Genomic DNA, 25,472 nt, shown 5'->3' with positions numbered 1-25,472 from the left:
AGGGTTGCCGATGGACCAAGCGGCCACGCATTCATGGAATTGAATCAGCAATTTCCCGAGCCGGCGACACCATCTTGCCGCCTATCTCAGAAAATACTTAACTTCCTCTGCCGGATTGTCAAACGCAGGGCCTCCACCCGCCTACGCGCCTGGTGAGATGGACCGCGTGTCCAGATGGCCTCTCGACTGGAACCATTTTGCGTCCAACGGGGTCAGTAAAGTGGACACGAATCGCATCGTGCCTGACCTTTGCGGATACCTTTTCAGATGTCACGCGTCCTCTTTATCCTTTCTTTTTTCAGCCTGTCCCTGCCCCCCCCTCGACGGGAAGAATGTGATTCCTAAGCCCGACCGGGTTTGCGCAGATCTGACTCCGGCACAAGCCACGATGGTGCGGGAGGGTGTGGCGCTGCATGACGCGCGGCGGTATGACGAGGCGATCGCCAAGTACCAGCAGGTACTGGCCGAGGAGCCGTGGCTGGTGACCGCGTTGCACGAACTCTCCTATTCCTACTTCGAAAGCCGGCGGTTTTCCGAGGCTCTGGAGGTGGGGATGCGCGGGGTCCAGTGCCGGACGGAAGGACCATCTCAGTTTCCGATTCTGATCGGAAATGCATTGGATGAGTTGGGGAGATCCAAAGAGGCAATCGCAGTGTATGAAGAGGCCATCCGACGCGCCCCTGAACAAGCGATGCCGCGCTACAATCTGGCGGTGGCGCTCCAAAGGGCAGGACGCTTGCCACAGGCAAAAGCCGCGGTTCAGCGAGCGTTAGCGCTGAACCCAACTCATGCGGGCAGTCACGCGGTACTGGGAGATGTTTATCGTCAAATGGGATATCGCATCCCTGCGGCGTTGGCCTACGCGCGCTTCCTGCAACTGGAACCGGAGGGCCCCCGAGCCAAGAAGGCACTGCCGCTGCTGGAAGCTGCGCTTGCCGGCAATGTGACGCAGGGAGAAGATGCGAATCACATCAAAATCACCATGGTGGAGACTCGGAAATCCCTGAAGGACGAGGGCGATTTCGGGCCAGCAGAGTTGATGATCTCGATTGTGAAAGCAGGCGACCTGATTGTGGACGCCAGCAAGGAGGCCCCGAAGAAGAGCACTCCGTTTGAGAAGCGGGCTTCCCTGGTCAGTGTGTTTTGTGAGGCGCTGGCGAACTCGCACCCGAAAGGCGGGTTCGCGGCGAAGTTCTACGCACCGTATTTTGCAGCCCTGCAGAAGGCGGGCCACGCGGAGGCGCTGGCGGCGCGCGTGTGGCAGGCGGCCCCGGTGGAGGGTCAGATGGAGTGGGCAAAGGAGAATGGGACCAAGATGGACGCATTGGCAGCGTGGTCGGCCGATTATGCCTGGACCGGGCAGTGAGTGTTATGGCCCGGAAGAGTCTCGATTGCCTCGGATGAGTCCGATTGCCAACTGGTCGATTTGGGGCTTTCGGGGGCCGCTCCGCTGCATTGAAGATGCGTGGGTGTACGTGGCCCGCACCTTGCCATTCGCGGTTCGCAACGGGGGCCGTGATGCGGGGGCGATTGGGGGCGATTGGGGGCGTTCGGGGGCTCCCCCGCTCCCTTACGGTCGCGGCTCAATGCGGCTCAATGCGCGGCTCTATGCGCGGTTCAAGGCGCGGTCGCGGGCGGGTGGACGGGCTGCGGTTGGGGATGGCTAGTTGCTCGCAGCGGTTTGGAGCTTTCTGGACGCCGCCTGGACGGCGGCTATGGCTTGCGGCATGGTTCGTTCGATTGCTGCATATTCTTTCGTTATTTGGTCCAGAATCGGTTTCTTCGATGCTACTTGTTGGGTGAGTGTTATGGCCCGGAAGAGTCTCGATTGCCTGGGATGAGTCCGATTGCCAACTGGTCGATTTGGGGCTTTCGGGGGCCGCTCCGCTGCATTGAAGCTGCGTGGGTATACGTGGCCCGCACCTTGCCATTCGCGGTTCGCGACGGGGGCTTCGCTGGGGGTCGAATGGGGGCGTTCGGGGATTCCCCCGCTCCCTTACGGTCGCGGCTCAATGCGGCTCTATGCGCGGCTCTATGCGCGGCTCTATGCGCGGTTCAAGGCGCGGTCGCGGGCGGGTGGACGGGCTGCGGTTGGGGATGGCTAGTTGCTCGCAGCGGTTTGGAGCTTTCTGGATGCGGCCTGGACGGCGGCTATGGCTTGCGGCATGGTTCGTTCGATTGCTGCACATTCTTTCGTTATTTGGTCCAGAATCGGTTTCTTCGATGCCACTTGTTGGGCTTGCTCCCAGAGGGCTTCGGGGTTTGCTGCGTTGAGCTGCCCGGATGGGATTGTGTGGCCCGTGGCGGAGATTAGCCAGTAGACTTGATCCGCACAGTACACGGCATGGTCCAGACGGCTCGTGCGGGCGACGCCGGCACGGTCATCGTGGGCTTCGACTGCGTAGACCACCGGGCCGGGGAAGTTGGCGTGCCGGAGGATTTGGGCTCCTACGATTCCGTGGCGGGTGAGGTCGTTCGCTGTTTCCGCGATGTCGATGTCGTGCAACAAGCCGGCTAGGGCCCAGTGGTCGATGTTGTCCTTGCCGGGCGTCGCGAGTTCTCGCATGATCGCCTCCACGGCCGTAGAATGGCGCTGATATTTCTCCTGGGGGAGACGGGTTTGGATGAGTTGACGGGCCCGGACGCTGTCAGGCTGGGGATCCGGGGCCTGGGCCAGCAGTGAAGGCGCCAGGACCAGCAGGGTGGGGAGCATCCGGGGGATTCGCACTCGCATGTCTCCTGATGGTTTCACTTTTACGGGATGCGGGGCCAGCGACTGGTTGATTGGAGACTTTCGTTGGATGGTCCGATGCTGTCGTTTGTTCCGGTGGTATCGGTCCGGGGTCGACTGGAGGCTGTCGTTGGGCTATCCGGCACGCACGCGCTCGGGGCTCTATAGGACGCGGTGGTGAGCTATCGCTGCGCTCGTGTTGGCATGTAGATTTTCGAGTTTCCGCCCTGATCCGTCCGCCACCCTCTTCCCAGCAAAGGTATCCCAGCGGCGGTTGCGGCTCGAACTTTGCAGGCACCGGGCGGACGGTGCCGCTGGCCTTGAGAGCAGACTTCCGGGGTCTGTCGGCTTACTGAGATGCGCGGCTCAATTTGTCCGCGGTGCGCTTGCCAGCACGGATTCTTCCAGCAGTTGGATCATGGCGACCAGGAGTTCACTGGCCGGTGTGGCGACGCCCAGGGCCTGGCCGCGGCGCACGACATAGCCGTTGAGCGAGTCGATCTCAGTGGGGCGGGCTCGGGCCAGATCCTGCGCCATGGAGGAGGTCGCGCGGGTCATCTTTTCGGCCAGGCCCAGGGCGGCGTCGATCATGGGCTGTTCCTCCAACAGGACACCCTCGGCCCGGGCGACGGCCACGGTTTCAGCGATGACCCGCAGCCCGAAGGCGCGTACTGGTTCCGACTGGACCATGCGGCCGTATTGGGAGCGCGTGAGCGCGGAGATGGCGTTGTAGGCGCAGTTCATGACCATCTTGGCCCAAAGATCGGCTGCAATGTTGCTGGAGATGCGGCAGGGGATTTCGGCCTGCTCGAACATGGTTGCGAGCGGTTCCAGCGCGGGCCGCTGGGGCCAGCCGGCCTGGTGGCCGATGATGAGATCGCCGCGGCCGGTGTGGGTGACGCGGCCAGGCGCGGTCATCTCGGCGGCGACGTAGACGGCGACCGGGATGGGGTAGGCCTGGATTGCGGAGTGGATCCGAGCGGGATTGTCGACGCCGTTCTGGAAGCTCAGGATGGTGGCTCCCTGTGGCAGGAACGGCTGCATTTCGCGGGCGGTGGACTCGGTGCTGCCCGATTTGACGCAGAACAGAATGACGCCGGCGCCGTGGAGACCTTCCTCCATGCTGGTAGTGGCGGCGAGGGGGATCCGCGCCTTGACATGCAGGGCGTCGAGAAAGACTCCTTCGCGGTGGATGGCGTTGACGTGAGAGGAGCGGCCGATGAGGGTGACGCGCACTCCGGAACGGGCCAGCATTCCTCCGAAATAGCATCCGACGGCGCCCGCGCCGACGACCACAACCGGCGGAAAATCTTCAGTAGTCCGCATGTAAATCCATCATATCGTATGGGGTTGCGAGAGCCCCGGTGGAGCCCCATGCCGTGGACGGGCGAGAACGAACGGCTGCCCGCCTTCGCCCGTTTTTCCAGGGCCTGGCCCTGATGGAGCACTGGCGAATACACGGATACACCACCCCCCCGGAATCGCTGCTGAGTCGCGTCCGCCGGCGCTATTAAAATAACGGAAACGAATGTCTTGACGGCGGAGCGAATATGCGGTACTTTTCACCAGAGATCTCGCATTAATTCGTCGATTAGGGGACCAAAGAATGCGAAACATAAGGGTGACTTCCGGGGTTGGGACTCTGCTGTCCATTGCAATCTCCTGCTTCTCCTTCCTAGGCGTGAATGCGCCTCCTGCCATTGCCCAAGTCCTATACGGCTCCCTTGTCGGAACCATAACCGACCAGTCCAGTGCCGTCGTCGTGAAGGCGGCGGTGACGGTCACCAACACCTCCACCGGGTTGACGGTGCAAGCGAACACGGACCAATCGGGTTACTACGCCATCCAGAACCTGATGGAAGGCAGCTATGACGTGTCCATCACGGCGCCCGGGTTCAAGACGGTGACGCAGAAGGGCGTGGACGTCCGAATCAACAACGTAACGCGGACGGACGTGCGGCTGGAGCTCGGCGGCGTGGCTGAGACGATTACGGTGGCGGCCAGCGCGGCCGTCCTGCAGACCAGCAAGGCCGACGTCAGCACCAACATTGAGTCGCGAGCGATCACCAACCTGCCGCTGTCGGGCTACCGCAACTACCAGACGCTGATGAACCTGGTGCCGGGCGCGACGCCGGTGCAGTTTCAGAATGCCGTCATCGACACGCCACAGCGCGACCTGAGCACGAATATCAACGGGCAGGAGCGCGGCGCGAACAATACGCGGGTGGATGGCGCGGCCAACATCCTGGTGACGATGCCACACCACATGGTGTATGTCCCACCCGTCGAGAGCATTGAGGAGGTGAACATCTCCACCAACAACTTCGATGCGGATCAAGGCATGACCGGGGGCGCGGCGGTAACGGTGGCCACGAAATCCGGTACAAACAGTTTCCACGGCAGTGCGTTTGGATTCAATGCAAACAATGTCACACGCGCAATGCTTTGGGACGAGAATCGCACGGGCACGACGAAGAAGCCGAACGGGAACAGGAATATCGTCGGCGGCAGCGTCGGCGGGCCGATCAAGAAGGGCAAGCTGTTCTTCTTCACCGATTGGGAGGGCACGTTCGAGCGAGTGGGACGGTCGAGCCTCTTTTCGCTCCCGACGGACGACTTCCGCGCCGGAGACTTCAGCAGGAAGCTGGGCTCCCAGATTCTGGATGCACAAGGGCGGCAGATTTCCGTGCCGACGACAGAGGGCGGTTTGACGGCGCTGAGGGAAGGCATGGTTTTCGATCCGTACTCCGGCAATATGGACGGCACAGGCCGCTCTGTCTTTTCGAGTAACGGGCGGCTGAACGTCATCCCCAGTTCACGGTTCAACGCGCCGATGCAGAAGCTGCTGGCGCTGGTACCGCACGCGAACCAGGCGGGCGACCTGAGCAACTACTTCAACCAGGGTACGCAGCGGCTCAACCGCAACAACCTGGACGCGAAGATCAACTGGAACCGGAGCGCGAAGAATCAGATCTGGGGCAAGTACAGCGTGATGGATGCACTGGTTCGCGGCGATTTCGGCCTGGGCGCGGCGGGCGGCGGGTGCCTGTGCGACGGCGGCGTGGGTGAAGGGCACACGCTGGTGCAGTTGGCGGCGATCGGGCAGACCTATACGGTTTCGCCGACGTTCCTGATTGACGGAACGCTGGGCTGGACGCGGTTTGGGCAGAACGTGCAGTCGCCGGACCTGGGGACGAACTTCGGGCTCGACGTGCTGGGGATCCCCGGCACCAACGGCCCGGATCCCAAGGAAAGCGGAATGCCCGCGTTCTATATTTCCGACTACTCCGGCCTGGGCAATACCGAGGGCTGGAACCCGCTGTTCCGCAACGACCAATCGATCACGTTCAATACGAACGCAAGTTGGATGAAGGGCAGGCACGACATCCGGTTTGGCTTCGAGTTTCTGCACCACCTGATGAATCACTGGCAGCCGGAGCTGGGCGAAGGTCCGCGCGGCGCGTTCTATTTTGCCTCGGGCCTGACGGCGCTGAACCCGGCGGCGCTGGAGCAGACGGTGGGGTTCCGGAACGGGACTCCATCGTTCGAGGAGACCTGGAACGGGATGGGGGCCTTTCTGCTGGGCGCCTCGAATGAGACAGGCAAGAGCAGCCAGTTCATCAAGATGAACAGCATGGAGAATGTGTACGCGCTGTACGTGCGGGACCGGTGGCGGGTGAGTTCCAAACTGACTCTGAACCTGGGGTTGCGCTGGGAGCTCTATCCGACGCGGACCCGTTCGGCCGGCATGGGGGTTGAGTCGTACGATCCCTCCACGAACGAGGTGCTGGTGGGCGGTTACGGCGGGATTCCGAGAGATGCCGGAGTGGGCTACAGCAAGAAACTGTTCGCCCCGCGCATCGGTCTGGCCTACCAACTGGGCAACAACACAGTGATCCGCAGCGGGTACGGGATCACTTACCACTCGCATCCGTGGGGTGCACAGGCGCTGCGCGGCTGGTATCCACTGACGCTGGTATCGGTGTTTGATGGCGTCAACGGCTACCAACCGGTGACCACGGATCCGAACTATGTGAAGGCGGGGGTCCCGAACCAGCCGCTGGGTCCGAACGTCGGCATCATCCCGATCTGCTGTCCGGATATCAGCAAGGGCCGGATTCCGCTGCCGGCTTCCGATGAAATGGGTTATCCGGTGGCGAACGAGCAGATGAAACGGGGCTACATCCAGTCGTGGAACTTCATCGTGGAGCACAAGCTGCCGGGTGAGATTCTGGCGTCGCTGGGCTATGTGGCGACAGCATCGGTGAACGGTTTTGCCTTCCTGGACATCAATGCGTCGCAGATCCCGGGTTCGGGCAACGACGGCCGCCTGCTGTATCAGCGGTTCGGGCGGACGGCGACGACCCGCGAGTGGAACGGCCGAACGCATAGCATTTACCACTCGATGCAGGCGTCGGTGAACCGGCGGCTGACCAGCGGGCTGTTGATCAAAGGGGCGTACACGTATTCTCATGCCATTGACCAGGCCAGCTACGGCGACTGGACTGCGTTCAATTGGAACGCGGCGAGTGTCTTCGACCGGAACCGCGCGAACTCGAATTTCAATATCCCGCACATGTTCCAAGTGGGGTATGTGTACGAGTTGCCGTTCGGCAAGACCAAGAAGTGGGCGACCAGCGGGCTGACGGCGGCGGTGCTGGGCGACTGGCAGTTCAACGGACTGTTCGCGGCGTACCAGGGACGGCAGTTTACCGTCACGGCTTCGGGTTCGAGCCTGAATATGCCGGGCAACCTGCAGACGGCGGATCAGGTGAAGCCGGACGTCGCGAAGCTGGGCCTGGTGGGGGACGATGGGACGTGGTTCGACACGACGGCCTTTGCGCGTCCGACAGGAGCCCGGTTCGGGACGGTGGGGCGGAATACGATGCGCGGGCCCGGCGTGATCAATGCGGACCTGAGCCTCTACCGGACGTTCAAGATCACGGAAGCCATCAACCTGCAGTTCCGCGGGGAGTCGTTCAACCTGAGCAATACTCCGCACTTCGCGAATCCGACCAACAGCGCCAACAGCTCCAACTTCGGGCGGATCCTGGCGACGCAGTCGGGCGATGCGATGGGGCGGTCGAGGGAGTTCCGCTTTGGTTTGCGGTTGGGCTTCTAGCGCGGATCGTTGGGGGCGCAAGACGTGGAGCTTGCGCCCAGTTTTCCGGCCTATCCTGATTGCTGGTGGAGGATCCACGGGACCTAGGGCGTGGAGTGCTGCCCTGACACGATCTCGAGGGCTTCCCGGTAACGCGCCTGGCTCACGTTTTGCTGGAGCCGCTCCCAGTGGACCCGACCATAGGTGAGCTTCATTTCGTTGTCCGCGAGGTCGACTTCCCCCGCCCACATTCGTTGGGCGAACGCCCCGAACTCCGGTGCGGGTCCACTCCAATCAACGGGCTTGCCCTGCGAACCGATTGAGAGGAAGGCCAGGGCGTAGAAGAGGTGGGAGAGCTGCTGCATGAGGTGGAACCGGGCGAACTGGTAGCCGCTGGGTTCCGTTCGGAAGTAGGCCCGGAGAAACGCGTGTTCCTCCTGCTCGTTCGTCACTATCTGATTGGCCACCACTGCCAGGTCCGCATACCGGTCGTTCAGGAAGGCGGCCTCCCAATCGATCAGCCAGAGGTGTTGGCCGTCGAAGAGGATGTTGTCCGGCTTGAACAGGTCGTTGTGGCTTGACACCATTTCGGCATCGTCAAACGGATAAACGGCGGCCAGTTCGGTATGGCGGGCGAGGAGATCCTCCAACACCCCGGTGGGCAGGATGCCGGAAGTCTTGGTTCTCTGCAGGAAGGCGTCCTGCATTGGACCTTTGTTCAGCAGGAAGGTACAGGTGGTGTTGAAGGGAGCTCGTCCGAATGGCGGGAGGGCATGGAGCGCACGCAGCAGGACGGGCAGGCGGAGGTGCGCTTCCGGCGCGGCGAGGGGTTGAGCCTGCACGAAGTCCGTGATGGAGATCTTGTCTTCCACGCTGGTGTAGAGGACGCGCGGGGCCAGGCCGGCCTCGGCGGCGGCCTTCATGCAGGTGTAGTGACGCGTGGGATCTTCCGCGCGCAGGATGATCTTTAACACGTAGGGCGAGCCACCCACGGTGATGCGGAAGACGAGGGACGAGGTGTGACCTCCGGTCAGAATGGAGATGTTTTCGAACTCGGAGACGCCGAACGCTTCGCGCAAGCCGCGCGCAACGGCTTCGCTCTTTTCCTGTGGAATCATGAAGTCCTCCCTTTGGGTTGGAATGGAAAGGCCGGGTTGATGACGCACCGGTGTCCCCAGGTGGAAGCTCGCCGCGCAGGCATGGATCGACCGCAGCCACGGGCCGCAGGCTAATCCGGCAACGGGCGAATTTCGCTGAGAGGCGGGGTGCTTGGCAAGGACGATGCTAAGCGAATGAAACCGAAAAATCCAGTCTTGTTTTCAATGATTTAACTTGCTATCCTCTAAGTGGGCAGCAGGCTATCGGGGCTTGAGTCCACCCTTCCACCGGCGAACTGAACCCGCCATCCCCTCCTCCCTCCTCCTCTCGCTCTCTCGAATGTTCGCTCATGATCGACGCCGGAACGGCGCAATGGCGGCGGCCTACTGCCGGGCTGATCAAGGGCAGCCCGGAAGATCAGATAATAAAATCTGGCATGGACGAGATCGCATCGATGCGTTTGGAGGACGGCGAACTGCGGTTGCAGTTTGTGAAGTTGGAGCCACATCCAGTGCACAAGGCTCCTACCTACTTCTTCCGCATGGTGCATGCGCAGACCGGTGCGGAGTTTGGCGGAATCAACCTGCGGGCCGGCTCCAGTGTCCATATCGAACGTTATGCCGGCCACATTGGGTATACCGTGTTTCCCGCGTTTCGAGGCCACCGCTATGCGGCCAGGAGCCTAATGCTGCTGATTCCGGCTGCGCGCATACTTTCTCTCCATGTGATTTGGATTACATGTGATCCAGAGAACCTGAGCTCCCGAAGAAGCGCGGAACTCGCCGGGGCGAAATTTGCGGAGATCGTGGAAGTACCGGAGAACTGCATCATCCATCAGACCGGGCATCCAAGGAAATGCCGTTACCGGCTTGACGTTTAGGCCAGCGGCTCCGGACTTCAATACAAGATAAACAGATTTGATATTCTTATGCCGAGGTCGCCTTGCGCATCAATACCGTTTCGATTTCCATTCTGGTTTCGTACTTAACCCTGACGATTCCGTCCTCTTTGGCAGGCCAGCAGGGAGCACGGCACTCATTGGCTCCGGCCGCGCCGCTTCTCCTGCAAAACCTGGTACGTCCCGCAACCGAGGCCACGGCCGCTTACAGCCCCGACATGAGCATCTCGCTGACCCGCACGAGCAGTTTACTGCGAGGCCAGACCAATGCTGTCTACCTGATCCGTGTGACGAACAACGGCGGGAGTTCGACGTCGGGCGTCATTTCGGTGTTTGAAACCCTGCCGTCGGGCCTGCATCTGACTTCGATGTCGGGACCGGGCTGGACGTGCCTGTCGAATACCTGCTACCGAAGTGACAGCCTTCAGCCGGGCAAGATGTTGCCGACCATCACGGTGATCGCCTCAGTGGAAGCCAACGCTCCGTCGTCGATCAGCAACATGGCGACCGTATCGGGCGGTGGGGATTGGAATATCGCCGACAACCTGGCTACGGATGTGGCGAATGTCGCTTCGGAGGGATGGCTGTATGGATTTTCTTCGGGGAACGTAGCCAATTCACCATATTCCTACGCGCCGGCGGCGCTGTCCGACGTGGTGGCGCTGGCGGTGTCCGAGAGCGAGACGCTTGCGCTGAGAAAGAACGGCACTGTTGTCCAGTGGGATGGCTATGGCCGAGGCACTCCGGCGGTGGCGCAGGCTCTCACGGGAGTGATCGCCATCGCAACCGACGAACTCCATTCCTATGCGCTGAAGAGCAACGGGACGGTTGTGGCCTGGGGCCGGACTTCGGCTCCGCCGGATACGTCCGGACTCGCAAACATCGTATCGATTGCGGCGCACAACACAGCGGCCTTAGCTGTGCGGGCGGATGGCCTGGTCTCGGCGATCACGCCAGGCTCCAGCGCGGTACTCACGATCCCCGGCAGCTTGACCAATACGGTGCAGCTCTCGATGGGAGCAGACATTGTCGTGGCCTTGGATACCATGGGGCACGTTTCCTCGTGGGGCGGCTCGCCCGCGGTGCCGGCGGTGACTGAGAGGTTCTCCCAGGTGCTGGCGGTGGCGAATGGGACGGGCGCCGGAGTCCGGCTCGACGGAACGGTCCTGGTCTGGCAGGCGGTGACCAGCGGAGATCTCGCCGCGGTCCCATCGGGCCTGAGCGGAGTCACGGCGCTGGCCGGATCCTCTTACCTGGTGGCCTTGAAGGCGGATGGAACCGCCCGGGGCTGGGGCACTCAGCCATTCTTCAGCCCGGCACAGGCGAACGGATTGACGCAAACGACGGCCGTGGCCGGCGCGTATTCCTACACCATGGCCGTGCTTTCCACTCCTACCGTGTCGATTTCGTTCCAGGGCACGGCGCAGGCTTTGGATCTGGCCGACACGCACACCACGGTAAGGCCCGCGATCAGCGTGGACGGCGTCGCAGCGTCGTTGCCCTTCTCCCTGCGCGTGGCGCCGGGCAGCACACATACGATCTCGAGCACGGCCGCCCAGCCCGGCGGGAGCGCGTCGATCCAATATTACTTCCGGGCGTGGAGTGACGGCGGCGCCGCCACACATACGATCAACGCCGGCACGGCGGACAGCTTCTATACTGCCGACTTCAAGACCAAGTTTTTGCTGACTACCTCCGCCGCAGCCGGAGGGACGATCAGCCCGGGCAGCGCGTTGTATGACGCGGGTTCCACGGTATTCGTCAAGGCGACACCGGGCAACGGGTATCTCTTTTCCAACTTCAACATGGACGCGCAGGGATCCGATGGCAACAACCCCATCCGGGTTGTCATGAATGCGCCCCACAGCCTGGCAGCGAGCTTCGTGACATCGGCGCAAGCCACCTTCCGGCTGACCCTGAAACCGCTGCATTCGCTGATCAGCGGACAGCAGAACGCCGCGTACGTGGCGCGGGTTTTGAACGCCGGAACCTCGGCACAGACTGGGGTTCAAGTTACGTTCAGCGGCGCAGTGCCCTCCGCAATGACCGGAACGGGGTGGACCTGCTCGGGTGCAAGCTGCAGCCGGGCGGATGCGCTGCCTCCGGGACAGGAGTACCCGGCGATCCTCATTGTTGCTCCAATGCCCGCCTCTCCAGCCGGCAACCAGGTGACTGTCAGCATTGCCACGAATCCGACTTGCGCCTCGTGCGAAGCCCGCGCCACGGCACCGATCTTTGCCGCAACCAATTCGATGGCTGGCTGGGGGAATAGCCAGGGCGGGCTGCTCGCGATTCCGAACGGCCTGACAAACATTGTGGAGGCCACGGCGGGTGCGAAGCATACGGTGGCTCTGTTGGGCGATGGGAAGGTTGCAGCCTGGGGCGACAACACGCTATTGCAGACCCAGAAGCCGGCGAACCTTGAAGGCGTGGTGTCCGTTGCCGCGGGCGGCAATCATACGCTGGCCCTGGTCTCGGATGGCCAAGTTGTGGCCTGGGGCGACAACAGCAGCGGCCAGGCGACCGTACCGGGTTCGATGCCGGCAGTGATCGCCGTTGCCGCCGGACAGTTGCACAGCCTGGCTTTGACCAGCGCAGGAAACGTAGTGGCCTGGGGCGACAACAGCAGCGGCCAGACTACGGTACCAGCCACGGTGCAGGATGCCCTTGCGATCGCGGCGGGCGGAGATCATTCGCTGGCGGTGCTGCGGAACGGGACGGTGATTGCCTGGGGCAGTAACACGAACGGAGAGAGCAGCGTGCCGGCGAATCTGCAAGCAACTGCCTCGGTATCGGCGGGCGCTCACTTCAGCGCGGCCGTCTTGGAAGATGGCAGCGTTGTCGTTTGGGGCCACAATCCGGCCTCCATCCTGAGCGGGATTCCGGCCGGGCTTGCGGATGTCAAGACATTGACAACCGGCTCGGGCCACGCCCTTGCCCTCAAGTGGGATGGCACTCTCCTCACCTGGGGAGCGAATAACTCAGGGCAGACTACCATTCCAGGCGGCCTTTCCGGTATCACCGCAATCGCCGCCGGCGCGGAACACAACGTGGCCGTAAGTTCCGGTCCCCCGACGATCACCGTGCCCTTCAGCACCCAGCCCGCGGGGGGCACTTACTCGGTGGACGGCGTCAGCTACACAGGATCGCAGAACCTGCAACTGACGTTCGGCCAACCGCATGTGGTGACGGTTTCGGCTCTTCCGATTCAACCGAACCCCAGCACGAAGCTCACCTTCCAGTCGTGGGGCGACGGCTACAAGGGCACCACGCGCACCATCACACCGATGCAGGCGACGGCGTATACGTTGAACTTCAGCGCCAAGTACAAGCTCACAGCCAGCGCCGCGCCCAGCGGGTACGGCACGATCGCGGTGTCGCCCACCAGTAGCGATGGCTGGTATGAAGGCAATCAGACGGTTCAATTCACGGGTACTCCCGCCGCGGGGTACATGTTCACCAGCTTCACAGGGGACCTGAGCGGCACCGACAATCCCCAGTCGCTGAGCATGCTGGGGCCGCGTAGCGTCACGGCCAACTTCGCGACACTCAACCCGCAGCCGAATGCGGTGAGCGTAACGCCCTCGTCGGGCAGCGGCGCCTCCACGACACTGAGCGCGGTCTACTCGGCCGGGCTCGGCTACCGGAACATCGCCTGGGTGCAACTGCTGCTGGCGGCGGCTCCTGACGGCGGCGGACAGCCGTACTGCTTCCTCCACTACGACGTCCAGGGTGATCGTTTCTGGGTCTACGGAGATTCTGGGTTCTTCCAGGGACCGGTTCAGCCGGGTGTCGCCAGTGCAGCGCTGCAGAACACGCTGTGCGGCTTGAATACGAAGGCCTCGACGGTGGTAAAGAATGCGGCGACGCTGACCTTCAACGCGCACGTCGCATTCAAGGGAGCGGCCAACCTCAACGTCTACCTCAGGGCGAAGACGGTGGGCCAGTTGGACACGGGCTGGGTGCAGCGCGGGACCTGGAGCACGGTCACGACGCCGTTGAGCACGACGATCGCGCAGCCGGCATCGGGCGCTGGGGCGCAGCAAACCTTCACGCTCCTCTATCCGGACCCCGTGGGCTTCGAGGATACGACGGTGGGCTGGTCACAGTTCCTGATCGCCGCGGCGACGAATGGCGGCGGCCAGCCGTTCTGTTTCGTGCACTACGACAGAGCGGGCAACGGCCTCTGGATGTACTCGAGCGATGTTGGGTTCTTCCTCGGCCCGGTCACGCCTGGGGTGGCTTCGAATGCCCTGGACAGCAGTGCCTGTACAGTGAACACGGCACAGGCCGGCGTCCTGCATCCGTCGGGGACGGACATCGTATATGTGCCGCTGACATTGAAGGCACCGATGTCCGGGGCCAAGAACATGTATCAACGGACACTTGATCCGTTGGGCAGGGATTCGGGCTGGGTGAAGACGGGCACCTGGACGATCCCATAGGGCCGGATTCCAAGCGGGCCGGCGGCTTCCCTGCCCCGGCCCGAGGAAAACTGGGCGTTGTGCGTCATATTTAAGTGCTCAGCGCGCTGCTGTTCCTACTGCTTGGCCTGCCGTTTGTGCCAGTCCTCTGAGTAGAGATTGAAGTGGACGTTCTCACGCGGGTGAGCGGCGACAAAGTCCTCATTCAGAGATAGTCCAAGGCCGGGGCGGTCCGGTAGGGAGAAGTATCCATCCACCACTTGCGGGTAGTGATCGACCGCGCCCTGCACCCAGGCGTCGGCGAAGTCGTTGAAGTGTTCGAGGATCTTGTAGTTGGGCGTGCAAGCGGCGAGGTGGACATTGGCCGCGGTGGCGACGGGTCCGCAGACATTGTGAGGCGCCACAAGCATGTAGTAGGCCTCGGCCCAGGCAGCGAGTTTGCGGGCCTCCGAGATCCCGCCGAAGTGGGAGAGGTCGACCTGTACGATGTCGCAGCACTGGAGTTCGAAGAGCTCGCGGCACTCGAAGCGGGTGTGGATGCGTTCCCCGGTGGCGATGGGGGTGTGAACTGCGTCGGCAACCTTCTTGAGGGCCTTTAGATTTTCCGGCGGCACCGGTTCCTCTAGCCAGCCGGGATGGAACGGTTCCAGGTCGCGGGCGATCTGGATGGCGGTGGCGGGATTGAAGCGGCCATGCATCTCGACGAAGATGTCGAAGTCGGGGCCGGCTTCGTGGCGGACGGCTTCGACGAGGGCGATGGACTTGAGCCGTTCCTGGCGGTCGAGTTCGTAGAAGCCGGCGCCGAAGGGGTCCAGTTTGGCGGCGCGATAGCCGCGGTCGACGACTCGGCGGGCGGCTTTGGCGAACTCCTCCGGGGTACGTTCCACGGTGTACCAGCCATTGGCATAGGCCTTGATTTTGGAGCGGACGGCTCCACCCATCAGGCGGTAGACGGGCTGGTTCAGGGCTTTGCCGACGATATCCCAGCAGGCCATCTCGATGAGGGAAATTCCGCTCATGGCGACTTCGCCGGCGCGGCTATAGTCGTGCAGGCGCATGTTGTCGACGATGAGCTCGCGGTCGAAGGGATCCTTGCCGATGACATAGCGGGGGACGGCTTCGGCGAGGTAGCCGAGGAGGGCCTCGGTGTTATTGATCATGCGGACTTCACCGAGGCCGGTGAGTCCCTCATCGGTTTCGACGACAACGAAGGTAAGGTTGCGCCAGGGAGTGCCCATAACCAGGGGGCGGACGTTGGTGATCTTCATGGTAGTGGGGGCGGCTGCTGGGCCGGGATCCGAGGTGAGGATATCAGAGTGGGGTGGAGGGTGGCGGTGAGGTAACTGGTTTTCTACCCACCTATCCTCCCTAACGTTTGAAATTGCCCTCAAAGCGCATGGCGGCTTACAGCTTGGTGTGCTTCAAAGTCGCAATGGACATCTAATCCATCTCATTTACCGATCCCTTCCATCTAAAAGAGACCCTCGCTCGGCCAGACTACGACTCTACCACCCAAAGCCAAATCTCACCTCCTCGGCTAATACCATCCATCTTCTCTACGCCATAATATTAACAACGCTTCCCTAACCACACCATACACTCACCGTAGATGTAATTCCAGAATACTCTTTAGCGCGCCACAAACACCTTCCAAGCAAAACTAGAATCTTTTTCCGCCCTTAACGTCCTCCGCTCAGGACACTTAACAAACCGCAATTTTAAATATCCTGCATCACCCTTAAGACCCAAAGAACGCCCACGACTCACTCGCGACTCCCGAAAACGCCCCTGAGATCTTTCCAAACACCCGGCTCTGCATTACTAATTATAACCGAGTAGATTTGGTACGTAAGCGCTTCGCGCCTCTTTCTATTCTCTTCTATTGCGCTAATAAGACTGGTGCGGCTTTTGAGATCAGGCCTATAGAGAGTCGATATCTCCAGGGCCCCTAAAGACTCATTCGTTTTTGCAGTAGCGTCAGTCCATTCAGTTATTGCCTTATGAAGCTCGCCGTACTCGCTCCGCTTGATAGCGCGAGTGGCGTACGCGTCGGCAAGCAGATTCCAGTACTTATACCACGCGAGCGCGTTAAGTCGCTGCCACTGCTTGTTAAACTCTGCATTAGCTGCACTTACACTCTTTGGTGTGACTTTAACAATTGCGGGGTCGTGCGCTTCGATCCAGAATATGTTCAACTGGATCTTCATCTCACTCATTAGCGCATTCACCTGCGCATCGTGCTCGATCACGTCATGAGCCAGACCAATTCTCTTCTCATTTAACCTTCGATTGTATTCAATGTTAGCAATTACGGTTGGAAAGAATACGGCCATAATAAATGCACCGACCATAAACAGGGCACCTCGCCGAAGTGAGTGCCGAATGACCACACCATAGGAAAGGCGAAGCCGAGAATCGACAACATCAACCGCTTCACGAACGAAAGCGCGCACGATCTCATCAGCTGGAACATCTTCAAGTGTTTTCAGATGCCAAAGCGAACCGCTCAACTGCGCTTCCAAAACTGCGGACTCCGCAATCTTCTGATTAACAGATGGCATCAGAAAACTAAATACACAATGAGAATCAAATGCGACCATACTAGCAATTCCCTTGCTTCGATGCAGGAACGTCGGCCGACTAGATACCATGTCCTCTTCAATTTCAGGGCAGCCTTCGTGGACCAGCTTGCGCAGGTGAGCTAGGATCGGCTGCGCGAACTGAGGAGAGCGACCGATGTAGTCGTCGAGGAGTGAATTTTTCGAATGGAGCATAGACAGGGAGTATAGGGCCGTTTGTGTTCAGCCGCACTAGAGAATACGGATCGGTTTGCGACTTTAATCTGTCTGTCGCTGACCCGCGTCACCAACTCCGCCTGCTCACTCTCAACTCGATCCCAAAGGCCAGTTCCACGTGCCTCCCCTAAATTGATCCATCTCTCTCGCAAGAGCAGCAGGAGGGATGCTGGCGCAGACTGGATGCGGCCGGAGATTCCTTTAGCCACTGTGTTTGAATTGGTGCCGGGCATTCTGGGGCGAGCAGCACTGCACTCCGAAGTAGCACTCTCGCAATGTTCCTCGTCGAGCCTGATCCCAGCCTCTGCTCGTTAGCTGTTAGTTTGAAAATGTTTAGAGGGAGGAAGATGAACTCGAGGCTGAATCTCGGCTTGTCGCGCCAGATCCTAACAAGGCAGGAATCGCATATGCTTCGCCTGCCTGAGAGGACAACCGTCATCTCCTGCCGTTCCTCCGTACCAGCTGGGGACACCTTAGGGGCCAGCAGGTTTTGAAGTGGACGCTGGGCGACACTCTCTGACGATAGCCTCGCCGGCCCAACTAACGCACGCAAATGCCATCTCCTTGACTTCGAATACCACCGCCTTTATGCTGCAGGCGGCCGGGAAGCCGTCACCTCCGAAGAGATCTGCTGCGAACACGACAGTCGGAGAGAATCAACCGCACAACCTATGAAGGAGCTGGCATGACAGGCCGAAGCGCGCGCCAGCTTGCCGCTTTCCGGCATTGCTCCTCCTGGCTGTTCTTGTTCCGTGTAGCACGTGGTCTCAGGAACGGCGGATCTACCGGCTGGAGGGACAATCGCAAGAGAACTTCATGGCAGGCGGAACGTTCATCCCGTTCGTGAGCGCCGGCGCGGTGCTCATCGTGCAGCACAATCAGTCGGATGCGCCGGTACTCGTCCGGTTCGGGTTGAAGGGGGAACTCGAGCGAATCCCTCTCGCCATATCTGGCGCTCAGCGGCTCACGATCTATGCAGTTTCGAGCAATGCGGACGGGGTAGTTGCCGCATCTGGTTCCGCATTCAGTGATGAAGGCGGCAGACGGTGCTTTCTTCTCAGAATTCAACCGGATCGCAAGCAGCAATTGGTCAAATGGGTGACGGACGGCGCACCACAGGTGGTCGCGCTGCCGCCCGATGGAACGCTGTGGAGTATCGGTCCGGCGCGCGAGGGAGCGGGCGGCTGGCGGCAGAACGTACTCAAGCGCTTCGACCGTGATGGACGAGAGATCGATTCGCGGGTGGTGAAGGCGCGGGGACAGGTCATTCACGGAGATGATCCGGGTGTCGACAAACCGCGGGATGCCACGGTGTTGTCCTCGCTGCGGGCATCAGCCGATCGCGTGGGCTGGATGACGAACGGCAATGAGTACATTGAGTTCGATCTTGAGGGGCGTGAAGTGCTGCGGCTGGATGGACCAGCGAACGAGTCGAGATCTGGAGTTATGGCATTTGGCTCCAGTGGTGAGGTCGTGATGACCGCGATCCAGAACAAGCGGCCCACATACTGGACACTGGACCGGCAGGACCATAGCTGGGTGAGGACACTGCTAGTGGGGCAGGATCTCCGCGATCCGGTCTTGCTGCTCCTCGGATTTGAGGGACGGACGCTAGCGGCAACCCCTGGGGACGGGCTGGTTTACCGGTTCAAGCTTTTGGAGGATGTGAAGTAGGGGAAAGCTCCTTCCCCTAACTCGTCGCTTTCAGACTGTCATCCAACCAGCTCTCATACCAATCCAGAAAGCTCAGGTGCCGGCCGCGGCCATCGCACTCCGGCCGCAGTCCTGCGTCGTCGTTCTGAGCGTCCCGCCACACTTCACCTCGGCTCTTCCCGTTCACCACGAGGAAGAACCGGATGCCGCAGCCTTGATGACAGATATACAAGGCGCCCGGGACACCCAGAATAATCTGGCGCGGAGCATTTACCACTTCCTCGTCTACGCCATCAGCATCCACGTCGTCCATTTCCTCGCCCCAGTCTTCCTCGTCGTCGCACCAGACATCCTCGTGACTGCAAGGATCCTCCCAGTCGTAGGGGTTGAAGGCTTCCGTCCAGCGAAACGGTTTGCGGGCCAGGTCCGGCTGCGTGAGGTCTTCCGGGTCGTGACTATCCAGCGGGAAGAGTCCGTAGTACGGGCCAGCCCCGCCATGACCGATCTGGGTAACGAAGAGGCGATATTCGTCCGGCAGTTCCACGCCCAAATGCGTCTCCAGCTCCGACAGGGCTTTAGGCGGGAGTGCTGGTCGTAATCGGTACTTGTGGGTTCTTGAGCCGAAGACTGTCAGGGCAGGATCAGCGGCCCGAAGCTGGTCCAGCTTGATCTGAATTCCGGCCAGACGGGCGGCAAGTTCTTGATTCTGTTCGGGCATCCGGCAGTCAACTCAGCGTAGCACGGCTTCCAGTTCCTCCAGAGCACCCGGTATCCGTTGCTGCTGATTGGGTCGTACGGCACGGCAAAGTCTGCGGTTCGGAGTCTCGGCGCACAGGCCTGGTTTCGAGCCCTGAAGAAGATTAAATCCGCTGCCGCCCTGCGGGCATCCTATCGTTCGGCAGGCGGTTTGAGCTCCCGGAGTCTAGCACTGCGCAGGGTCCTGACCGCCCCTGGAAACCCCTTCGAGTCCCGATAAGCACTACCTTTATGCCTGATCGCCTCCTTCAGCCTGCCTGGATTGTTCGACTGTTGCCGCCCCCGGATGAGCCGGCAGAGGCCCGCCGGATGAGTTCGGCTGTACCCAGATTTGGCCCGGCCCATCGAGTCCGTCTGGTTGCCGGGATTCTTCTTTCCTTGGCAAGTTGCGCCGCATTCGGCCAATCGCCTTCCTTGAGTTGGAATACGCGCCTGAGCAGCGACCCCGCCCTGACCAGTGAGCAGCGGGTTTCGGTGCTGGTACACAATAACTTCCTCTCAACGGGAGCGCTCTTCCGGACATTGGGTCCAGCCCTTGGAGCTCACGTGCGTGACCGGCCAGTGGAATGGGAACGCGATGCGGAGGGGTTCGGACGGCGACTGGGGACCCAGTTTGCAATTCAGACGTCGCGCGGGCTGATCAATTCGGGCTCGGCGGCTTTGTTGGGCAGGGATCCGCGGTACCAGCGCTGCGGCTGCGAGGGCGGGTGGCGGCGGGTGGGACATGCGTTTTCCGGGGTCGTGCTTTCGGCTGATGCCCACGGGGTCCGGCGGTTCGACCCATCGAACCTGGCGGCTTCTTTCGGCGGCGGCTATGTGGGGGCAAGCCTGTACCCGGCGCGGTACGCGGTTTCGGTGAAGGGCTACCAGTTGGGGACGCAGTTGACCGGTCAGGTGATGGCCCAGAATCTGTTCCTGGAGTTTGGCCCGGAGATTCGGCGGGCGTTGCGCAAAGTGATGCGGCGTTGAGTAGACCTGCGATGTTTGCGGCTATGGAACTCGAAGTGGTTGCCTGAATCCAATGCTCAGACCCGACACCGGATCCGGTCCAGATTGTTTGTGGTTACAGGCCTATACGTTCCGAAAACCGTCCTCGGCCAAAATCGAACGCCCCTTCTACGTGCAGCCACCGACTCTGTCGCCTGGTTCGCAGTTTCGACCCTCTGCAGTGCGGGCAGAACCCGCTCAGCCTTTTCCTTCTTCCACGTGAAGATTCCCGTGCGGGAATATTTCCTGCGCTCGAAGTGAAGTCGCGGGGGAATATTCCCGCTCGGGAACGCCTCGATCTCTCTGCACATTTCCACGTCCGGCATAATTCCGCGGGATGTGCTGGGTGGTAGCAGTTGAGGCTCTTTCCAGAGCAGAGGGCACCTTACGCCGCTGCCACCCCTCGAAAGATGGATGAGCCGGGTACAGTGGATCCCGCGCGTCTTCGAGTGGAGGTCGAAGATGACAGTTGCGCAGTTGGCTCCGGTGATTACCCGGAAGAGCCTGGAGAACACTTACCGGTATGGTGGCGGGGTGATCAGCATCCTGCTCTCGGCCGAACAGACGGGCGGGCAGTTCTCGGTCTGGGAGAGCGTGCAGAAGCCGGGGAGCGAGCCGCCCCTGCACATTCACTACACCTCGGACGAGACCTTTTTCGTGATGGAGGGGACGATGCGGTTCATGGTGGGCGAGGCGATTATCGAGGCTCCGGCAGGGAGCGTCGTGTTCGCGCCGCGAGGGATCCCGCATACCTTCAAGATCAAATCGGAGTTTGTGCGGGCGATCACGGTTTGCACGCCGGGCGGGTTTGAGGTGTGGTTCCGGACCTTGGGAACGCCGGCGGCGGGTTTCGATTTGCCGGATCAGGTGGAACCCTTCAACCCAGCCGACCTGCCTCGAATGATCGAGTTGGGGCGGAAGTTGGGAACCGAGACGATCCGGCCGGTCGAATTCTAGAACCCGGTGCATTGAGCGTCCCGGGAGTACACTGATCGAATGGATGTTGTACTGCCCGGCGACGAGGCGCGGGCGAAATCAGAGAGGCAGCCTGAGACGGAGAAGGCAGGATCTTCGAATGTGGCGAGCGATGCGGAGGAGCCGATGCTTTGGTGTCCGGTTTGCTCCACCCGGCTCTTGCAGCACCGGTGCAAGCTGGTGTGCGAGAAATGCGGCTATTATATGAGCTGCGCCGATTACTATTGAGCGCGTCCGGTCCGAAGATCCAACGCGAGCTTGCGGCTCGTATCCACGCCTTGGAGGCGCCCCATGAATGTGCCCCTCACTCCCCTGCGCTGCCTGCAACGGGCGCAGGAATTGTTTGGGCAGAAGACCGGAGTGGTCTGCGGCCCGCGGTCGTTCACCTATCAGCAGTTTGCCGAGCGATGCCAGAAGCTGGCGACGGCGCTGCCGAAACACGGCGTGACGGCGGGCGACCGCGTGGCGTACCTGAGCTTCAATACGCACAAGCTGCTGGAAGGCTACTACGGCGTGATCCAGGCGGGGGCGATCGTCATGCCGCTGAACGTGCGGCTGTCCTCCGGTGAGTTGATCACGATCTTCAATCACGCTGGTGTGAAGGTGCTGCTGTTCGAGAACGACTTCGCCGGCCTGGTCGAACAGCTGAAGCCGCACTGCCCGACAGTGGAACGCTGGGTGTCGCTGGATGATGGCCATGAGTTGGCCGATTTTCCATATGAGGCGCTGCTGGCGGAGGGCCGTCCCGAGGAGCCCGACATCTTCTCCGTGGACGAGAACGCCACGGCCGAGTTGTTCTATACCAGCGGCAGCACCGGCACGCCCAAGGGTGTGATGCTGACGCACCGCAACCTCTACCTGCACGCGCTGGGGGTGCTGAACCTGGCCCAGGATCCCAATCACACAGTCGACCTGCATACAATTCCGCTGTTCCATGCGAATGGTTGGGGCAAGCCCCAGTGCTCGACCATGAACGGCTTCAAGCAGGTGATGGTGCGGCGGTTCGATCCGGTGACGGTACTCGGGCTGATCCAGGAGCACCAGGCCACGGAGATGAGCCTGGTACCGACGATGGCGAACATGCTGCTGAACTCGCCGGAGTTGGGCAAGTACAACCTGTCGAGCATGCGGGTGATCATGCTTGGCGGGGCCGCCGCTTCGCCGGAGCTCGTTGCGAAGCTGGAGGCCGCGTTTCACTGCGACGTCCGTGCCGGATATGGATTGAGTGAAACCTGCCCGGTGCTGACCTGCGCGCGGCAGAAATCCACTGTGGTCTATGCGGACGACCAGGACCGCTACCGCCATCAGGCGATGGCCGGCTGGCCCATATTGGGGGTCCGCGTCCAGGTGGTGGATCTGTACGACAAGCCGGTGCCCCAGGACGGCCAAACGATCGGCGAAGTGGTGGCCCAAGGCGATAACATCATGTCGGGCTACTACCGCGAACCGGACGCAACCGCCGCCGTCGTGAGGAACAATTGGTTCCACACTGGGGACATGGCGGTGTGGGACGAGGAAGGCTACATCCACATCGTCGACCGCAAGAAAGAGATCATCATCAGCGGCGGCGAGAACATTTCGTCGATCGAGGTGGAGCGCGCGATCTGCATGCACGAAGCGGTGCTGGAGTGCGCGGTGGTGGCGGCTCCGGACACCGAATGGGGCGAGGTGCCGGCTGCAGTGATCTCAGTGAAACCGGGCTATGAACTTACGGAAGAGGCGCTGATGGCCTTCCTCAAGACGCGACTGGGCAAGTTCAAGCTGCCGCGTATTTGCGAGTTCATCGACGAGCCCTTGCCGAAGACCGGCACGGGGAAGATCCGGAAGCTGATCTTGCGCGAGAGATTCTGGTCTGATAAACAGAAGCGGGTACAAGGCTAACCCGATCACAATGTATTCGTTATTCCTCGAGTGTCCGGAGCAAGACGCGGAACTGCTCTCCTCGGAGCTATGGGAGGAGGGTGCGAGCGGCATTCAGGAGGAGTCTCTCCCGGGTGCGCGCTGCCAGCTGCGGGCGTGGTTTGACGACCCCACGGGGCTGCTGCAGCGCTTTGCCCCGTTCCAGCCGCGCATTGAAGCGGACCAGGAGATTGATTGGGAACAGGCCTCGCGGCAGGCCTGGCAACCCTTCGAGATCGGGAAGAAGCTGTATCTGGCTCCCGAGTGGGACGAAGACCCGACTCCGCGCGGGCGCATGCGGCTGACGATTCATCCGGGCCAGGCGTTGGGTACGGGCGATCATCCGGCAACGCAACTGTGCCTGGAGGCACTGGAGAAGCACCTGCCGCCCGCCGCCGTCGTCCTGGATGTCGGAGCAGGCACCGGGATCCTAATGGCCGCCGCGGCGCTGCTGGGGGCGCGGCATGTGGCCGGCTGCGACATCGAATACGATTCGATTGCAGTGGCCTACCGGAACCTATTGACGGACGGGCTGCCGCCACACGTCTTCGCGGGCTCGACGCGGGCTGTGCGGTCGCAATCGGTGGATCTGCTGGTGGCCAATATCAACGCGGTGACGCACGAGGCGCTGGCTGCGGAGTACGCCCGCGTGGCGCGGCGCTGCCTGATTCTGTCCGGCTTTCCGGACCGGCATGCTGGGCGAGTACGACAGGCAATGCTGGGCCACGGATTCGAACTGGCGGAGACGATCGAGAAGAACGAGTGGGTATGCCTGGTCCTATGGAACGAAGACAATTCCTGAGTGCGTTGGCGGCCGCGCCGGCCCTCGTGGCGGCTCCGGCGGCTTCCAAGATTTCGGCCGTGGAGATGTGGCGGCTGGCCGGCCGGCGGATGGTGACACCGGGCCAGGACGGGCAGTATCAGGTGCAGCCCACGCACATCTATGACGCGCTGAGGCCGAAGCCATACAAGGACACTCCGCAGGCCCAGCGCGAGTCGGCGGTAAATGCGATCTACCTGAACATCAAGACCGCCGATGGGCTGGAGGGCTGGTATGGGCCGGTGGACCAGGAGGCGGCGCTTGTCATTGAGACTCAAATCAAGCCGTTCGTGATGGGCAAGGACGCCTTGGCCGGCGAGGCGCTATGGGACCAGATGTGGCGGTCGAACCGCCATGCACGGGCCGGACTGTACCTGATGGGGATCTCGGCGGTGGACAACTGCCTGTGGGATCTGCGGGGCCGGTATTACAAGACCCCCGTGTACCGCCTGCTGGGCGGGCCGACCCGCGCGGATGTGGAAGTCTACGGATCGTGCCTCGGGTTCTCGCTGGAGTTGGAGCCGGCATTCCGCAAGGCGCAGGAGTTGAAGGCGGCGGGCTATCGCCATCAGAAATGGTTCCTGGCGTACGGACCAGGCGACGGCGATGAGGGTCTGGAAAAGAATGTCGCGCTGGTGCGGACGCTGCGTGAGGCTGTGGGTGAGAATGTCGAGCTCATGTTCGACGTTTACTCCGGCTGGTCGCTCGACTACGCGATCGCGTGGGCGAAACAGGTGGAGAAGTACCATCCACGCTGGCTGGAAGAGGCGTTCAATCCGGACAAGCTGGAGTCGTTCGTGGCGCTGCACAAGGCGACGTCGATCCCCATCGCTTCGGGCGAACACTTTTACGGCCGTTGGGAGACGAAACGGTATCTGGAGTCGGGCGCGATCTCCGTGGTGCAGGCGGATCCGGAGTGGTGCGGCGGGTTGAGCGAGCTGGTCAAGATCTGCGGCATCGCTTCGCTGTACGACGCGCAGGTGCTGCCGCATGGGCACAGCATTCATGCGGCGCTGCATGTGATTGCCTCGCAGAGCCCGGCCGTGTGCCCGCGGGCGGAGTACCTGATCACCAAAATGAGGTCGTACTACTGGTTTGAGAAGAACCAGATGACGCCGGTGCAGGCGCGGATTGCGCTGCCGGACGGGCCGGGTTTCGGGATCGAATTTGACGAGGCGAAGGTGGAGAAGAAGACACTGTTCAAAGTGTAAGACCCGCTACGTCCCCAAAGTAGGCGTCCGGACACCCCCTAATTGAGGCAGCCTAACGGTGTGTAGCACAATTCTGCATTGACCAGTCTGGATGGATGCTTCCTCAGCAAATGCCACACAACGG

Annotated in this window: 16 protein-coding genes; 10 read left to right on the top strand and 6 right to left on the bottom strand. The window is 61.4% G+C overall.

The window, feature by feature from the left end; genetic code table 11:
• Positions 1–157 precede the first annotated feature (157 nt).
• Positions 158–1,366, top strand: coding sequence for a tetratricopeptide repeat protein (locus IRI77_RS04270; RefSeq protein ID WP_194450844.1), 1,209 nt, complete (start codon positions 158–160; stop codon positions 1,364–1,366).
• Positions 1,367–2,101: 735 nt separating this feature from the next.
• On the opposite strand, the gene IRI77_RS04265 is transcribed toward IRI77_RS04270, so the two are convergent.
• Together IRI77_RS04265 and IRI77_RS04260 are read right to left on the bottom strand one after the other, a co-directional pair.
• The gene (locus IRI77_RS04265) at positions 2,102–2,734 is read right to left on the bottom strand and encodes an HDIG domain-containing metalloprotein (protein WP_194450843.1); all 633 of its coding nucleotides are present in this window, start codon (positions 2,732–2,734) and stop codon (positions 2,102–2,104) included.
• 363 nt (positions 2,735–3,097) lie between these two features.
• Positions 3,098–4,057: a ketopantoate reductase family protein gene (locus tag IRI77_RS04260; RefSeq protein WP_194450842.1), complete on the bottom strand. Its 960-nt coding sequence runs from the start codon at positions 4,055–4,057 to the stop codon at positions 3,098–3,100.
• 280 nt (positions 4,058–4,337) lie between these two features.
• Between IRI77_RS04260 and IRI77_RS04255 the strand changes: the two genes are divergently transcribed.
• Positions 4,338–7,853, top strand: coding sequence for a TonB-dependent receptor (locus IRI77_RS04255; protein WP_194450841.1), 3,516 nt, complete (start codon positions 4,338–4,340; stop codon positions 7,851–7,853).
• 83 nt (positions 7,854–7,936) lie between these two features.
• Here IRI77_RS04255 and IRI77_RS04250 read toward each other — a convergent pair whose 3' ends face one another.
• A complete protein-coding gene (locus IRI77_RS04250) occupies positions 7,937–8,950 on the bottom strand; it encodes a phosphotransferase (protein ID WP_194450840.1) in 1,014 nt (337 codons plus the stop codon).
• 329 nt (positions 8,951–9,279) lie between these two features.
• Between IRI77_RS04250 and IRI77_RS04245 the strand changes: the two genes are divergently transcribed.
• Both IRI77_RS04245 and IRI77_RS04240 read left to right on the top strand, forming a co-directional pair.
• The gene (locus IRI77_RS04245; protein ID WP_228486593.1) at positions 9,280–9,810 is read left to right on the top strand and encodes a GNAT family N-acetyltransferase; all 531 of its coding nucleotides are present in this window, start codon (positions 9,280–9,282) and stop codon (positions 9,808–9,810) included.
• 236 nt (positions 9,811–10,046) lie between these two features.
• A complete protein-coding gene (locus IRI77_RS04240) occupies positions 10,047–14,273 on the top strand; it encodes an InlB B-repeat-containing protein (RefSeq protein WP_194450839.1) in 4,227 nt (1,408 codons plus the stop codon).
• A 95-nt stretch (positions 14,274–14,368) separates the two neighbouring features.
• Here the strand turns inward: IRI77_RS04240 and IRI77_RS04235 are convergent, their stop codons facing one another.
• Both IRI77_RS04235 and IRI77_RS04230 read right to left on the bottom strand, forming a co-directional pair.
• Positions 14,369–15,520 carry a mandelate racemase/muconate lactonizing enzyme family protein gene (locus tag IRI77_RS04235; protein ID WP_194450838.1) on the bottom strand — a complete coding sequence of 384 codons (1,152 nt, stop codon included), beginning with the start codon at positions 15,518–15,520 and terminating at the stop codon, positions 14,369–14,371.
• Positions 15,521–16,015: 495 nt separating this feature from the next.
• On the bottom strand, positions 16,016–17,026 hold the full coding sequence (locus IRI77_RS04230) for a DUF1801 domain-containing protein (protein WP_194450837.1): 1,011 nt from the start codon (positions 17,024–17,026) through the stop codon (positions 16,016–16,018).
• Between the two features lie 837 nt (positions 17,027–17,863).
• On the opposite strand from IRI77_RS04230, the gene IRI77_RS04225 reads away from it, so the two are divergent.
• Positions 17,864–18,721, top strand: coding sequence for an NHL repeat-containing protein (locus tag IRI77_RS04225; protein WP_194450836.1), 858 nt, complete (start codon positions 17,864–17,866; stop codon positions 18,719–18,721).
• A 16-nt stretch (positions 18,722–18,737) separates the two neighbouring features.
• Here the strand turns inward: IRI77_RS04225 and IRI77_RS04220 are convergent, their stop codons facing one another.
• A complete protein-coding gene (locus IRI77_RS04220) occupies positions 18,738–19,418 on the bottom strand; it encodes an SMI1/KNR4 family protein (protein WP_194450835.1) in 681 nt (226 codons plus the stop codon).
• Positions 19,419–20,002: 584 nt separating this feature from the next.
• Here IRI77_RS04220 and IRI77_RS04215 point away from each other — a divergent pair.
• From IRI77_RS04215 to IRI77_RS04195, 5 genes are all read left to right on the top strand, one after another.
• Positions 20,003–20,425: a hypothetical protein gene (locus tag IRI77_RS04215; protein WP_194450834.1), complete on the top strand. Its 423-nt coding sequence runs from the start codon at positions 20,003–20,005 to the stop codon at positions 20,423–20,425.
• Positions 20,426–20,857: 432 nt separating this feature from the next.
• Positions 20,858–21,400 carry a cupin domain-containing protein gene (locus IRI77_RS04210; RefSeq protein WP_194450833.1) on the top strand — a complete coding sequence of 181 codons (543 nt, stop codon included), beginning with the start codon at positions 20,858–20,860 and terminating at the stop codon, positions 21,398–21,400.
• A gap of 309 nt (positions 21,401–21,709) precedes the next feature.
• Positions 21,710–23,299 carry a long-chain-fatty-acid--CoA ligase gene (locus IRI77_RS04205; RefSeq protein WP_194450832.1) on the top strand — a complete coding sequence of 530 codons (1,590 nt, stop codon included), beginning with the start codon at positions 21,710–21,712 and terminating at the stop codon, positions 23,297–23,299.
• Between the two features lie 10 nt (positions 23,300–23,309).
• The gene (locus tag IRI77_RS04200; protein ID WP_194450831.1) at positions 23,310–24,119 is read left to right on the top strand and encodes a 50S ribosomal protein L11 methyltransferase; all 810 of its coding nucleotides are present in this window, start codon (positions 23,310–23,312) and stop codon (positions 24,117–24,119) included.
• Positions 24,098–25,348 carry an enolase C-terminal domain-like protein gene (locus tag IRI77_RS04195; RefSeq protein ID WP_228486592.1) on the top strand — a complete coding sequence of 417 codons (1,251 nt, stop codon included), beginning with the start codon at positions 24,098–24,100 and terminating at the stop codon, positions 25,346–25,348. Before IRI77_RS04200 ends, IRI77_RS04195 begins: the two co-directional genes overlap by 22 nt.
• Positions 25,349–25,472 lie beyond the last annotated feature (124 nt).

It is taken from the genome of Paludibaculum fermentans (assembly GCF_015277775.1).
Taxonomy (GTDB): Bacteria; Acidobacteriota; Terriglobia; order Bryobacterales; family Bryobacteraceae; genus Paludibaculum; species Paludibaculum fermentans.
This window is presented reverse-complemented; position numbering and strand designations above follow the sequence as displayed.

What these genes read in the sequence shown, in the direction of transcription:
- IRI77_RS04270 (WP_194450844.1), top strand. Translation starts at nt 158, where the DNA reads ATGGACCGCGTGTCCAGATGGCCTCTCGACTGGAACCATTTTGCGTCC.
- IRI77_RS04265 (WP_194450843.1), bottom strand. Translation starts at nt 2,734, where the DNA reads ATGCGAGTGCGAATCCCCCGGATGCTCCCCACCCTGCTGGTCCTGGCG.
- IRI77_RS04260 (WP_194450842.1), bottom strand. Translation starts at nt 4,057, where the DNA reads ATGCGGACTACTGAAGATTTTCCGCCGGTTGTGGTCGTCGGCGCGGGC.
- IRI77_RS04255 (WP_194450841.1), top strand. Translation starts at nt 4,338, where the DNA reads ATGCGAAACATAAGGGTGACTTCCGGGGTTGGGACTCTGCTGTCCATT.
- IRI77_RS04250 (WP_194450840.1), bottom strand. Translation starts at nt 8,950, where the DNA reads ATGATTCCACAGGAAAAGAGCGAAGCCGTTGCGCGCGGCTTGCGCGAA.
- IRI77_RS04245 (WP_228486593.1), top strand. Translation starts at nt 9,280, where the DNA reads ATGATCGACGCCGGAACGGCGCAATGGCGGCGGCCTACTGCCGGGCTG.
- IRI77_RS04240 (WP_194450839.1), top strand. Translation starts at nt 10,047, where the DNA reads ATGAGCATCTCGCTGACCCGCACGAGCAGTTTACTGCGAGGCCAGACC.
- IRI77_RS04235 (WP_194450838.1), bottom strand. Translation starts at nt 15,520, where the DNA reads ATGAAGATCACCAACGTCCGCCCCCTGGTTATGGGCACTCCCTGGCGC.
- IRI77_RS04230 (WP_194450837.1), bottom strand. Translation starts at nt 17,026, where the DNA reads ATGCTCCATTCGAAAAATTCACTCCTCGACGACTACATCGGTCGCTCT.
- IRI77_RS04225 (WP_194450836.1), top strand. Translation starts at nt 17,864, where the DNA reads ATGGCAGGCGGAACGTTCATCCCGTTCGTGAGCGCCGGCGCGGTGCTC.
- IRI77_RS04220 (WP_194450835.1), bottom strand. Translation starts at nt 19,418, where the DNA reads ATGCCCGAACAGAATCAAGAACTTGCCGCCCGTCTGGCCGGAATTCAG.
- IRI77_RS04210 (WP_194450833.1), top strand. Translation starts at nt 20,858, where the DNA reads ATGAGCCGGGTACAGTGGATCCCGCGCGTCTTCGAGTGGAGGTCGAAG.
- IRI77_RS04205 (WP_194450832.1), top strand. Translation starts at nt 21,710, where the DNA reads ATGAATGTGCCCCTCACTCCCCTGCGCTGCCTGCAACGGGCGCAGGAA.
- IRI77_RS04200 (WP_194450831.1), top strand. Translation starts at nt 23,310, where the DNA reads ATGTATTCGTTATTCCTCGAGTGTCCGGAGCAAGACGCGGAACTGCTC.
- IRI77_RS04195 (WP_228486592.1), top strand. Translation starts at nt 24,098, where the DNA reads ATGGAACGAAGACAATTCCTGAGTGCGTTGGCGGCCGCGCCGGCCCTC.